The 12904-nt window shown below is 76.5% G+C and carries 6 protein-coding genes; 1 reads left to right on the top strand and 5 read right to left on the bottom strand.

The window, feature by feature from the left end:
* Positions 1 to 54: 54 nt before the first annotated feature.
* Genes ACIOGZ_RS10770 through asnB form a run of 5 tightly spaced genes read right to left on the bottom strand, consistent with a single transcriptional unit; the run spans position 55 to position 11689 of the window.
* Positions 55 to 792: an aspartyl/asparaginyl beta-hydroxylase domain-containing protein gene (locus ACIOGZ_RS10770; protein ID WP_331744769.1), complete on the bottom strand. Its 738-nt coding sequence runs from the start codon at positions 790 to 792 to the stop codon at positions 55 to 57.
* Between the two features lies 1 nt (position 793).
* Positions 794 to 7285: an amino acid adenylation domain-containing protein gene (locus ACIOGZ_RS10765; protein WP_400985620.1), complete on the bottom strand. Its 6492-nt coding sequence runs from the start codon at positions 7283 to 7285 to the stop codon at positions 794 to 796.
* The gene (locus ACIOGZ_RS10760; protein ID WP_400985618.1) at positions 7282 to 9069 is read right to left on the bottom strand and encodes a non-ribosomal peptide synthetase; all 1788 of its coding nucleotides are present in this window, start codon (positions 9067 to 9069) and stop codon (positions 7282 to 7284) included. Before ACIOGZ_RS10760 ends, ACIOGZ_RS10765 begins: the two co-directional genes overlap by 4 nt.
* Complete coding sequence (locus ACIOGZ_RS10755; protein ID WP_400985616.1) at positions 9066 to 9809, bottom strand: aspartate/glutamate racemase family protein; 744 nt, start codon at positions 9807 to 9809, stop codon at positions 9066 to 9068. The genes ACIOGZ_RS10760 and ACIOGZ_RS10755 overlap by 4 nt, the downstream gene beginning before the upstream one ends.
* Complete coding sequence (gene asnB, locus ACIOGZ_RS10750) at positions 9806 to 11689, bottom strand: asparagine synthase (glutamine-hydrolyzing) (RefSeq protein ID WP_400985614.1); 1884 nt, start codon at positions 11687 to 11689, stop codon at positions 9806 to 9808. Before asnB ends, ACIOGZ_RS10755 begins: the two co-directional genes overlap by 4 nt.
* 324 nt (positions 11690 to 12013) lie before the next feature.
* Here asnB and ACIOGZ_RS10745 point away from each other — a divergent pair, with 324 nt between their 5' ends.
* Entirely contained in the window at positions 12014 to 12847 is an 834-nt protein-coding gene (locus ACIOGZ_RS10745; protein WP_331744763.1) for an alpha/beta fold hydrolase, read from the top strand.
* The last annotated feature ends 57 nt before the right edge of the window (positions 12848 to 12904 follow it).

Below are 12904 nucleotides of genomic sequence, written 5' to 3'. Positions count from 1 at the left end.
CCGGGTACGCGGCCGGGGCTCAGACCGCCATGGGGTTCAGGGCCGCCGTGCGGCTCAGACCGCCATGAGGTAGCGCTGGAAACGGGGCATCAGGAACTCCAGGGCCCGGACCTCGACGGGCGTCAGCTCCGGGTGCCAGACGTCCCAGAGCAGGACGGCGCGCTGCTGGGTGCCCTTGTTCCAGGCCTCGTGGATGAAGCTGTCGTCGAAGAGGATCACCTTGCCCTCCTCCCAGCCCCGCTCGTCGTCGCCGACCTTGATGGCGCAGCCGGGCGGCACGATCAGCGGCAGGTGCGCGGTCAGCAGCAGGTTCACGCCGCCGGTGTGCGGGGTGATGTGCACGCCGGGGTTGAGGATGGTGAACATGCCGTCGCGCGGCCCGTGCGGGCTCGCCGAGACGGCGGCGTGGGTCTCGGGGCAGCGCTCCAGGACCTCGTCGCGCCAGCTGCCGTTGCGGTACAGCTGGTAGGTGTCCCAGCCCTGCCAGCCGAGCTCCTTGGTGTACAGGTCCTCGTACGGGGCGAAGCGGGCCTGCTCGGCGCGCAGCTCCAGGAACTCGGCCTTGATCCGGTCGTACGCCTCCTCCATCCGGGCCACCCAGGGCAGTTCGGCGGTGTCGTGCCAGGGCAGGGCGCTGATCCCGGGGAAGAACAGCCGGGTCGGCTCCTGGTCGTCGTGCAGGTACTCCGGGGCCTGTTCGCCGGTGAGGATGCGCAGGCACTCCTCGACCCGCTCCAGCCCCTCGGTGCCGAGGATGCCGTGCAGCTCCGTCATCACGCCCTGAACGTCCATGTCAGTCCCTCCCTGTCGGTGCGGTCCGGGTCGTCGGCCCGGCCGGTGTGTGCTGGTCGGCGGCCGGGCCCTCGGCCCGGTCCCGGGCCTCGCGGCGGGCCCTGGCGCGGGCCCGGACGGCGCTCTGGCGGCGTTCGCCGCGCGGCTCGGCGGTCTCGGCGGCGGCCCGGCCGTCCGGGGCGGCGCCCTCGGTGAGGCCGGCCGCGAACTCGGCGATGGTGGGCCGCCCGAAGACGTCCACCAGCCGGACCGGCCGCTCCAGGCGGCGGGCCAGCTCCAGCTGGAGCCGGGCGGCCAGCAGCGAGTCGCCGCCGGCCTCGAAGAAGTTGGTGTGCCGGCCGACCGGGCCGCCGCCCAGCAACTGGCGCCAGGCGTCGGCGACGAGCTGCTCGACCCCGGCCAGCGGGGCGGCGTCGGCGGGCCGGGCGGCGGCCCCGGGCAGCGGCAGCCGGGCCCGGTCCCGCTTGTTGGTGCGCGTCCTGGGCAGCGCGTCCAGCAGCAGCACGGTGTCCGGCACGACCGCCGCCGGGAGCCGCTCGGCCAGGTGCGCCCGCAGCTCGGCGCCGGTGACCCCGGGCGCCGCGACCGCGTAGCCGACCAGTCGGCGGGCCCCGCCCTGGCCGTGCGCGGCGGCGGCCGCTTCGCGGACCCCGGGGTGCAGCTCCAGCAGCGCCTCGATCTCCTCCAGCTCGATCCGGTTGCCGCGGATCTTCAGCTGGCTGCCGATCCGGCCGACGAACGCCAGCTCGCCGTCCGGGAGGCGGCGGCCCAGGTCCCCGGTGCGGTACAGCCGGCCCCCGGCCTGCCAGGGGTCGGCGACGTACGCCCGGGCGCTCTCCTCGGGCCTGCGGTGGTACGAGCCGGCCAGGAAGTCGCTGCGCAGGTGGATCTCGCCGACCACGCCGACCGGGCAGAGCCGGCCCCGGCGGTCCAGGACCACCGCCTCGCGGCCCGGGATCGGGCTGCCGATCGGTACCCCGGCCGGGAACTCCTCGCCCGGCGCCAGCTCGCGGTGCGTCGCCAGCACGCACTCGGTGGGCCCGTAGAGGTTGTGCAGCCGCGGCCGGTCGGGACGGTGCGCCCAGGCGGCGGCCAGGGCCACCGGGAGCACCTCGCCGGCCATCAGCACGTGGGCGAGGTCCGGCAGGTGCGATCCGGTGGCGTCCAGCGCCTCGGTGACCAGTTGGAAGAAGGCCGGGACGGTCTGGATCTGGGTGATCCGCTCGGCCCGCAGCCACCCGGCCACCGCGAGCGGGTCGCGGCGCAGCCCCTGCGGCGGCAGGCAGAGCACCGCGCCCGAGCAGAGCGCGGCGAACACCTCGGTGTACGCGGCGTCGTAGGTGAACGGGGCCCACTGGGCGATCCGGCTGTCCGACCGGATGCCGAAGTGCTCGCGCTGCCAGTGGGCGAACTGGGCGAGCGCCGCGTGCGGCAGGGCGATGCCCTTGGGCGTGCCGGTGGAGCCGGAGGTGTAGACCAGGCAGAGCGGGTCGCCGGGGCCGGCGGGTGAGGCGGCCGGGGCGGGGCCCGCGGGCTCGTCGGCGGCCGGCACCCGCGGGTCGACGGCCTCGACCGGGATACCGGCGAAGTGCCCGACGCCTTCCCGCAGTTCGGGGTGCAGGGCGAGCGTGCTCTCGGCGGCCAGCAGGCACACCGGTTCGGCGTCGGCCAGCAGCGCGGTCAGGCGGGCGTCCGGGTCGGCCGGGTCGAGCACCGCGAAGGCGGCCCCGGTCTTGGCGACGCCGAGGATCGCGGCGCTCTGCACCGGGCCGGCGGGCAGCAGCACCGAGACGAACCGGCCGGGGGCGGCGCCGCGCTCCAGCAGCCGGGACGCGATCCGGTCGCTCCAGACGTCGAGCTGCCGGTAGCCGACCGTCACGCCCTCGGCCCGGATCGCGGGGGCGTCCGGACGGGCGGTGGCCCGGGCCCGGAACAGCTCGGACACCGAGACGGCGTGCCCGGCGCGCGCCTCGCCCGCGGGGCGGGCCGGGCGCGGGGCGGGCAGAGCGGGGTCGGTGAGCTCGACGGCGTCGAGGGGGGCCTGCGGCGAGGCCAGGGCGGCCCGCAGCAGGACGTGGAAGTGCCGGGCGAAGCGGTCCGTGAACTGCGGGCCGAAGCGGTCCGTGGCGTACTCCAGGGCGCCGGCGATCCGGTCGGCGCGCTCGTCCAGGGCCAGGGTCAGGTCGTACTTGGCCGCCCCGGTGGGGACCTGGCGCAGCACGCCGGCGGCCGCGCCCAGCCGGACGTCGGCCGGCGGCGCGTCCTGGAACACCAGCGAGGCCTGGACCAGGGTCGGGCGGCCCGGGTCGCGGGGCAGGCCGAGGCCGGCCACCAGCCGGTCGAAGGCGACCAGCGGACGGCCGAGGTCGCCCGCCAGCGCCCGCCCGGTGCGGGCGGCGAGTTCGGCGAAGGACGGCGCCCCGGCCAGGTCCACGCGCACCGGCAGGGTGTTGGCCAACGAGCCGACCAGCGACTCCAGTTCGGGCCGGTCGCGGTTGGCGACGGGCACGCCCACCAGCACGTCGTCGCTGCCCGCGTAGCGGCCCAGCAGCGCCGCGTACACGGCGAGCAGCAGGGTGAAGGGCGTGGTGCGCAGCCGGGCGGCGCCCTCGCGCAGCGCGGCCGTCAGCTCCGGGGCGAGCGCCACCGGCAGGGTCTCGCCGGCTCCCGTCGGCCGCGCCCGGGTCGGTGCGTCGGCGGGCAGGTCGAGCACGCCGGGGTGCCCGTCGAGCCGCTTCAGCCAGTACTCCAGGTGTTCCTGGCGCAGCCTCAGGCCCGCCTCGTCGGCGCAGTCGGCCGCGTAGCCGGCGAAGTCCAGGTCGAGCGCGGGCGGCGGCTCGGCCAGCCCGAGGCGGGCGGCGTACAGCGCAGCCAGCTCGCGCACGGCCACGCCGATCGACCAGCCGTCGACCGCGAGGTGGTGCGCGGTGCACAGCAGCACCGAGCGCTCGGGGCCGGTGCGCACCAGGGTGAGCCGCAGCGGCGGCTCACCGGCCAGGTCGAAGGGGCGCACCGCCTCCGCCCGGGCCAGCTCGGGCACCTCCTCGGGCGCCGCGTCCAGGACGGCCAGGGCCGGTGCGGCGGGCGGCGCGAGGACCAGCACCGGGCCGTCCTCGCGCAGCTCGCAGCGGGCGGCGAGCACCGGGTGCCGGGCGGTCAGGTCGGCGAGTGCCCCGGTCAGGGCCGCCTCGTCCACCGGGCCGGTCAGGTCGAGCGCGGCGGGCAGGTGGTAGGCGGGCGAGTCGGGGGCCAGGCGGTGCAGCAGCCACAGCTGGCGCTGCTGGTCGGTCATCGGGACGGCGTCCGGGGCCGGCCCGGCCGTCCGGACGGCGGGCGCCGGGGCGGCGGGCCGCACCCGCGCCAGGGAGGCGGGGGTGGGGTCGGTGTAGAACTCGGCGAGCGAGGGCGCGGCGCCGAAGCGGGCCCGGACCCGGCCGAGCAGCCGGGTCGCGGCGATGGAGTTGCCGCCGGCGGCGAAGAAGTCGTCGGTGGTGCCGACCCGCTCGGGCGGCAGGCCCAGGACCTCCGCCCAGAGCGCGACGGCGGCCCGCTCGGCCTCGGTGACCGGTGCGCTGCGCCGGGCGGCGGTGAGCTCCCCGGCGCGCAGCAGCAGCGCCGGCCGGTCCACCTTGCCGCTGGTGTTGAGCGGCAGCGCGGGCAGCGGGGCGATCACCCCGGGGACGGCGGCGGCGGGCAGCCGCTCGCGCAGGTGGCGGCGCAGGCGGTCGGGCAGCCCGTCGTCCCCGGTGCGGGCGGTGACGAAGGCGACCAGCCGGGGCCCGGCGGGCTGCCCCCGGTCCACGACCACCGCCGCCTGGCGGACCTCGGGGTGGGCGGCGAGCAGGGACTCCACCTCGCCGACCTCGATGCGGTGACCGAGGATCTTCACCTGCTGGTCGGCCCGGCCGAGCACGACGATCCGGCCGTCCGGCAGGTGGCGGGCCAGGTCGCCGGTGCGGTAGACGGTGCCGCCGGCCGGGTCGACCGGGTCGGCGACGAAGGCGGCGGCGGTCAGCTCCGGGCGGTTGCGGTACCCGGCGCTGACGCCGGCCCCGCCGATCACCAGCTCGCCGACGGCCCCGCGCGGCACCGGCCGCAGCCGCCGGTCCAGGACGTAGCAGACGGTGCCGGCCACCGGGCGCCCCACCGTGACGCCCTCGCCGGGCAGCACCCGCCCGACGGTGGACCAGATGGTCGTCTCGGTCGGCCCGTACAGGTTCCACAGCCCGGCGCAGCGAGCCAGCAGCCGATCCGCGAGGTCGGCGTCCAGCGCCTCGCCGCCGCACAGCGCCCGCAGTCCGGGCCGGCCCGCCCAGCCGCCGTCCAGCAGCCCGCGCCAGAGCGAGGGGGTGGCCTGCATGACGGTGGCGCCGCTGCGCTCCAGCAGCGCGCCCAGCGCCTCGGCGTCGCGGACGCTCTCGCGCGGGGCGACCACGACCCGGCCGCCGGCCAGCAGCGGGGCGAACAGCTCCAGGACGGAGATGTCGAAGGTGATCGAGGTGACGGCGAGCAGGGTGTCGTCGGCCCGCAGGCCCGGCTCGGCGCGGACCACGCTGTGCAGCAGGTTGGCGACGCAGCCGTGCGGCACCGCCACGCCCTTGGGCAGCCCGGTGGAGCCCGAGGTGTACATCAGGTACGCGAGGTCCTCGGGGCCGGCGCCGGGCAGCGGCTGCCCGGTCCCGGCGTCCGGGCCCTCGTCGAGCAGCGCGGCCGGGTCGGCGGCGGGCAGCCCCTCGGCGGGGTCGCCGATCAGCAGGCGGGCGCCGCTGTCGGCGAGCACGTGCTCGGCCCGCGCGGCGGGCATGGCCTCGTCCAGCGGGACCAGCACGGCCCCGGCCCGCCAGATGCCGACGATCAGCGGCACCAGCTGCGCGCCGCGCTCGACGCGCAGGGCCACCCGGTCGCCCGGCGCCACGCCGTGCCGGGCCACCAGCCGGCGGGCGACCAGGTCGGCGGCCGCGTCGGCCGCGGCCCGGTTGAACGCGCGGCCGGGTGACTCGACGGCCGGTGCGGCGCCGTCCTGCCGGGCGAGTTCGCGCAGCGCCTCGGGCACGGTGGCCCAGGCGCGCTCGGCGTCGGGCGCCCGGTTGAAGTCCACCAGGACGCGCCGGCGCCGGCCTTCGGAGAGCACCGGAAGCTCGGCCAGCGGCCGGTCCGGGTCGGCCGCGGCGGCCTCCAGCAGGCACAGCAGCGAGTCCGCGAAGTCGGCCGCCGTCGCGGGGGCGAGCAGCGCCGTGCGGTACTCCAGCGTCGCGTCCAGCGCGCCGGAGGGGCGCGGGCGCAGGAAGAAGGTCAGGTCGTACTTGGCCGTGCCGCTGTGCGAGGGCGCCGGGGCGGTGGTGACGCCGGGCAGCTCCAGGGTGGTGGTGGGGCCGCTGTGGAAGGAGTACATCAGCTGGAACAGCGGCGTGCGCCCGCCCGCGGCCCGGCCCAGCCGCTCCAGGACCAGGTCGAAGGGGGTGTCGCGGTGGCGCAGGTCGGCCTTCAGGTGCCGGCGGGTGCGGGCCAGGGCCTGCCGGAAGCTCGGCTCGCCGCCGAGGTCGCTGCGGTGGGCGACGAGGTTGAGCAGCGGTCCGACCACGCCGGCCAGCGCGGTGCGGCCGCGGGTCGCCACCGGCATGCCGACCACCAGGTCGTCCTGGCCCGTCCAGCGGGCGGCGGTGGCGCAGAAGGCGGTGAGCAGCACGGTGGACAGGCTGGCCAGTTCGCCCCGGCCGAAGGCGCTGAGCCGGGCGGCCAGGTCGGCGGGGACGGTGAAGTGGTGCAGCGCGCCGGCCGCCGGGTCGCCGCCGGGGCCGACGTCGGACGGCAGGTCGGCGGTGGGCAGTTCGCCGCCCAGCCGGGTCTGCCAGTGGTCGATTCCGCCGGCGTGGCTGGTGTCGCTGTCGTCGCCGCGCTGCCAGGCGGCGAAGTCGCCGAAGTCGGGTCCGGCGGCCGGTTCCTGGGCCGGGTCCGGGTCCGGGGCCTCGCCGCCGAGTTCGGCGGCGTAGCAGGCGGCCAGCGACTCCAGGAAGACGCCGAAGCCCCAGGCGTCGACCACGATGTGGTGGGCGGTGAACAGCAGCAGCGAGCGGTCCCCGCCCAGCAGGAACAGCTGGGTGCGCATCAGCGGGGGCCGGGCCAGGTCGAAGGGCACGGCCACGGCGCGGGCGGTGAGCTCGGCGAGCCGGTCCGCGCGCTCGCCCTCGGGGACGCCGGTCAGGTCGACGGTCTCGACGGCGGGGCGGACCCGGTCGGCGAACAGCTGCCACGGCTCGCCCGCCCCGTCGGCGGTGACGGCGCAGCGCACCACCTCGTGCCGCCGGGCGACGGCGGCCAGCGCCCGTTCCAGGGCGGCCACGTCCAGCGGGCCGCTGACGTGGAAGGCGGCGCTCTCGTTGTGCAGGGCGGTGCCGGGCAGCACCTGCTCGGCCCGCCAGATGGACCGCTGGGCGTAGGACAGCGGCGCGCGGGCGCGGTCGCCGCGCAGCGGCAGGGAGGTGTCGCGGCTCATCGGCGGCCGCCCTCCGGCGAGGCGTCCGCGCGGCCGGCGGCGACGGCCGCGGCCAGCCCGGCGACGGTCGGGTCGCCGACGTACACCCGCAGCGGCACCTCGACGCCGAAGCGGGTGCGCAGCCCGTCCAGCAGGCGGGCGATGCCCAGCGAGTCCCCGCCGAGCAGGGCGAAGTCGTCGTGCCGGCCGACGGCGGGCACGTGCAGCAGCTCGCGCCACAGCTCGGCGATGCCGGCCTCCAGGCCGTCCAGCGGCTGTTCGCCGGTGCGCCCGGCCAGGGCGGCGGCCGGGCTGGGCAGCGCCCGCCGGTCGGCCTTGCCGCTGAGGGTGCGCGGGATCGCGGCGAGCCGCAGGTACAGGGCGGGGCGGGCGGGGGCGGGCAGGCCCTCGGCGGCGTGCGCGCGCAGTTCCTCGTCGGTGGCGCCGTCGGCGACCAGGTAGGCGCAGAGCACCGGTTCGCCGTCGGCCTCCTCGACCAGGGCGGCGCAGACGTCCGCCACCGCGGGGTGGCGGCGCAGCAGGTCCTCGATCTCGCCGAGTTCGACCCGGGCGCCGTTCACCTTGACCTGCTGGTCGCGGCGGCCCAGGACCTCCAGGGTGCCGTCGGCGCCGAGGCGGCCGAGGTCGCCGGTGCGGTACCGGTCCGGTGCGACGAAGCCGCCGGCCGCGTCGCCCAGGTAGCCGCGCAGCGGGAACGGGGTGCGGATCTCGATCTCGCCGATCGCGTCCACCACCGGGCGTCCGCCGAACAGCACCGCGATCTCGACCCCGGGCATCGGCCGGCCGGCCGGGACGGTCTCGGCCTCGGCGTCCTCGGCGGTGAGCCGGCGGAAGACCTTGGTCATGGTGGTCTCGGACGGCCCGTAGAGGTTGACCAGTTCCTTGCCGTCCCCGAACAGGCCCCGCCACCAGGCGATGTCGGCGGGGCGGACCGGCTCCCCGGCCATCAGCACGCTGCGCAGCCGCGGCAGGGAGTCGGCGGCCAGCCCGGCGGCGCGCAGGGTGCGGAACACGGTGGGCACGCAGTGCAGCAGGTCGACCTGCTGCTCGGTCAGCCAGCGGGCCAGGGCCGCGCCGACGGGGATGGCGCCGGGCGCCGGGAGCACGGCGGTGCCGCCGGCGCACAGCGGGACGAGGGCGTCGCGCAGGAAGGCGTCGAAGCCGGGGGAGGTGAGCATGGAGATCCGGGTGCCCGGGTCGATGCCGAACTCGGCGATCTCCCAGTCCAGGAAGTGCGCGACCGCCTCGAAGCTGCCCCGGATGCCCTTGGGGCGGCCGGTGGTGCCCGAGGTGAAGTAGACGTAGCCGGCGTCGGGGCCGCTGATGCCGGTCCAGTCGTCGGCCGCCCAGGGCAGCGGGGTGATCGACTCGGCGGCGAGCAGCGGCAGTTCGCCCTGTCCGGCGACGGCCAGGTGCTGCCCGGCGACGGTCGGGCCCGGCCCGGCGGCGGCCAGCGCGGAGCGGCCGGCGGCGTCGGCGAGCACGGTGCCCGGCCGGAGGTCCTCCAGCAGGGCCGTCCAGCGGGCGGCGGGCTGGCGGGTGTCCACCGGGGCGAACGGGCGGCCGGTGGCGGCGCAGGCGAGGATCGCCGCGACCACCGGGACGGGGTCCGCGCAGGCAACCAGGACCGGGCCGGTGCCGGTGGCGAGGCGGTCGCGCAGGCCGGCGGCCAGCCCGGCCAGCTCCTGGTGGCTCCAGACCCGCTCGGCGGTGGCGAGGGCGGGGGCGGCGGCTCGGCGCTCGACCTGGTCGGCCCAGCGGTCGAGGATGCTCGTGTGGCTCACAACTCTCCGTTCATGATCCGGTGGGCCACGACCGTCAGCGGGTCGAGGGAGGGCAGGGCCTCGCTCAGACCGGCGTCCTCGATCGCCCTGGTGACCAGGTGCAGCTCGGTGCAGGCGGCGACGAAGGCCCGCACGCCGTAGCGGGGCAGGGTCTCGCGCAGGAAGTCGATGGTGCGGGCCGGGTCCTCGCCGCGCTTGAGGCGGTGGATCTCCCGGTGCAGCGCCTCCTGGTCCGGTGGGCGCAGCGCCACCAGCTGGCCAGCGGCCCGGGCCCCGGCGGCGCCCGAGGTGAGGATGCCGGCCCGGGCGGTGCCGGAGGAGCAGAGCAGCAGGTGCGGTTCGCCGGCCGCGGCCAGTTCCTCGTGCACCACGTCGACCAGCGAGACGCAGCGCGCCGCGAGGTCGGCCGGCAGGTCGCCGAGCACGTGGTGGGCGGTGATGCAGGCGATCACCACGCGTTCCGCGCCGGCGGCCAGCAGGCCGCGCAGCGAGGACTCCACGGCGCGGCGCAGCTCGTCGAGTTCGCCGCTGCCGATGGCCTCGGTGCGGTCCACCACGGCCGGGTCGGACCAGAGCAGCACCCGGGGGGTGTCCTGCTCGGGGTGGAGCCGGCAGGCCCGGTAGACGGTGCGCAGCAGTTCGACGGAGGCCAGCGGGCCCATGCCGCCGACCACCCCGACCAGCGGGTGGCGCGGGCGGGTGCCGGGGCCGGCGATCGGCCCGGCGGCTGTGGCGGTCATCCCAGGCACGGCAGATCGAACTCCTCGACGAAGAGGGCGAAGGTCGCGACGAGCATCAGGTAGTCGGTGTCCAGGTGGGCGTGCACCTGCTGGCCGTCGCCGCGCTGACGCTGCGTCAGGGCGGCGACGGTGTCCGGGTCGAAGTAGCCCTGGCGGCGGACGGTCGCGGGGGAGACCAGCTCCTCGAACCAGTCGGCGCCGGTGCTCAGCAGGTGGCTGCTGGTCTGGCCGCGGAATCCGTACTTCTGCCGGCTGAGCACCTCGCCGGGCACCAGCCCCTCGGCCGCCCGGCGCAGCACGGCCTTCTCCCGGCCGTGGGCGAGCATCAACTCCGGTGGCAGCGTGGTGGCGTGGTCGACCACCGCGTTCGCCAGGAAGGGGAAGCGCAGCTCGACGCCGTTGGCCAGGGCCATCCGGTCGCCGTGGTCGCCGAGCAGGTGGTCGGCGAGCCGCAGGTGGTAGTCGAGGTAGGAGCGCTGGTGCAGCGGGTGGCGCCCGGACAGCCGCTCGGGGTCGACCAGGCGCTGGTTGGTGACGGAGAACTCGTCCAGCCCGTAAGCCAGGTCCTCGGCGTACAGCTCGCGGCGGAACTCCTGGGCGGGCAGCTGGTCCTGCTCGTAGCCGAGGTCGACGCCCCACATCCGTTCGCGGATCTCGCGCTCCAGCCGGGCGTCCAGGCCGGTGAGCCGGCTGCCGCCGAGCCCGGTGGCGTCGAAGCGGTAGCCGGGGTAGCCGCCGAACAGCTCGTCGGCGCCCTCGCCGCTGAGCGCGCCGACCGTCCCGGCGGCGCGGACGGCCTCGGACAGCGCCAGCGAGCAGACGTTGTACGACTCGCGCACGGGTGCCTCGGCGTGGCGCACCATCGCGGTGATCCGCTCGGCCACCTCGTGCTCGCCGACCGGGACTTCGTGGTGCTCGGTGCCCAGCTTGGCGGCGACCAGCCGCTGGTGCGGGCCCTCGTCGAAGTCGCGGCCGGGGAAGGTGACGGAGAAGCTGGGCCAGGCGTGGCCGGGCCGGGCCCGGGCCATCAGGGCGCCGATCAGGCTGGAGTCCAGGCCGCCGCTGAGGTACATGCCGATCGGCACGTCCGCGAGCAGCCGGCTGCGCACGGCCCCGTCGAGCAGTTCGGCGGTGCGGTGGGCGTACCGCTCCAGCTCCCGGTCCAGGGCCTCGGGGGCCACCGGGGCGAGGTCGGCGGCGAGCGGGAAGTCGAGGTCCCAGTACCGTTCGGTGCGCACGCCGGAGCGGTCGGCGATCAGCCGCTCGCCGGGGCGCAGGGCGCTGATGCCCTCGAACATGGTGCGCGGGCTGACCAGCCCGGGCAGCGTCAGCACCTGGTCGAGGCCGCGCAAGTCCACCCGGGCGCTGACGGCCGGGTGGCGCAGGATCGCCTTGATCTCGGAGGCGAAGATCAGCTGGCCGTCGGCGACGGTGTAGAAGAGCGGGACGATGCCGGCCCGGTCGCGGGCGAGCAGCAGCCGCTGCGCGGCGGCGTCGTGCAGGGCGAAGCCGAACTGGCCGTCCAGGTGGGCCGTCAGGTCCTCGCCGTACTCGCGGTACAGGTGGAGCAGCACCTCGGTGTCGTTCTCGGTGCGGAACCGGTGGCCGCGGCGGCTCAGCGCGGTGCGCAGCTCGCGGTGGTTGTAGATCTCGCCGTTGCAGACCGACACCAGGGTGCCGTCCTCGGTGCGGTGCGGCTGGTTGCCGCCGGCGAGGTCGTTCAGGGCCAGCCGGCGAAAGCCCAGGCACAGGCCGTCCGTGGCGTAGTGGCCGTCGTCGTCGGGGCCGCGGTGCACCAGGCACGCCGTCATCTCCCGGACCACGGCGGCATCGGCCGGGCGACCGCCGCCCAGGACGAATACGCCGGTTATTCCGCACATTCTGTCCGCCCTCTCCCGTCGTGCGTTCGGAACTCGTCGTCGGAACTCGTCGTCGGAACTCGCCGATCGAAATACTCTGGAAATATCCGAAAGAAACCCGGACGAGGAGCACCGTAACAGAGCTCGGTGTTCCGGGAAAGACTCAAGATCCTTATGCGCCAACCAACTATTTCAGGGCACAACTGAGCTGCGGCATCGCCCGGTTGGATCTGCTCAGGGCATGCCGGAAAGCGGGCTGGACCAACCCGTGAATTACCGCATAAAGTCGTGCGGGAGGCCTGTTCAGGCTTCGCGTAATTGACTGGGGAAGAAAAAGGAGCAGCGATGACCGGTTCGTCCGCCGTACAGCACGACGAGGTGGCCCGATGGACGCCGTGGCACCGGGACGCCGCGCCGAACGGGCGGTCCGGGCCCGTACGCGTCTACTGCCTGCCGCACGCCGGCGGCTCCGCGAGCGCCTACCTGCCGTGGGCCCGGTCCGGCGAGCAGCCGGGCCTGACGATCGTTCCGGTGGAACTGGCGGGCCGGGGCACCCGCCTCGCCGAGCAGCCGTCGGCCGTCATGGACGAGGTCGTCGACGGCCTGCTCGCCCTGCTGGCGAGCCGCCCGGCGGACGAACCGTTCATCCTCTTCGGCCACAGCATGGGCGCCCGGATCGCCTACGAGACGACCCGCCGGCTCGCCGCCGAGGCGCGGCCGCTGCCGCTGTCCCTCGTGGTCTCCGGCGGCCGGGCGCCCGGCACGCCGGACGTCACCCGGCTGCACGGACTCACCGACGACGAACTCCTGGAGCGCATCGTCGGCCTCGGCGGGACCCCGGCCGAGGTGCTGGAGTTCGCCGACCTGATGCAGATGATCCTGCCGGTGCTCCGGGCCGACGTCACCCTGCTGGGCGAGTACAACGACCGGATCCGGCCGACTGTGCTGCCCTGCCCGGTGCTGGCGCTCGGCGGCGCCGACGACCTGATGGCCGGACCGGAGTGGATCACCGGCTGGCGGTCCACCACGGCGGCCGGCTTCCGCCACCGCATCCTGCCGGGCGACCACTTCTTCCTGCACCAGCAGCGGGCCGAGGTGCTCGCGGAGCTCGCGGCGCAGGCCCGGGCGTGCCTGGACACCGCGGACGGCCCCCAGGAGGGCCGGGCGCCGGGCGCCTGACCCCGGCCGCCCGGTTCCGTACGACGGGGCCGGGCGGCGGGTGGCGGTCCGTCCGGA

This window comes from Kitasatospora sp. NPDC088160 (genome assembly GCF_044741445.1).
In the GTDB taxonomy this organism is placed as follows: domain Bacteria; phylum Actinomycetota; class Actinomycetes; order Streptomycetales; family Streptomycetaceae; genus Kitasatospora.
This window is presented reverse-complemented; position numbering and strand designations above follow the sequence as displayed.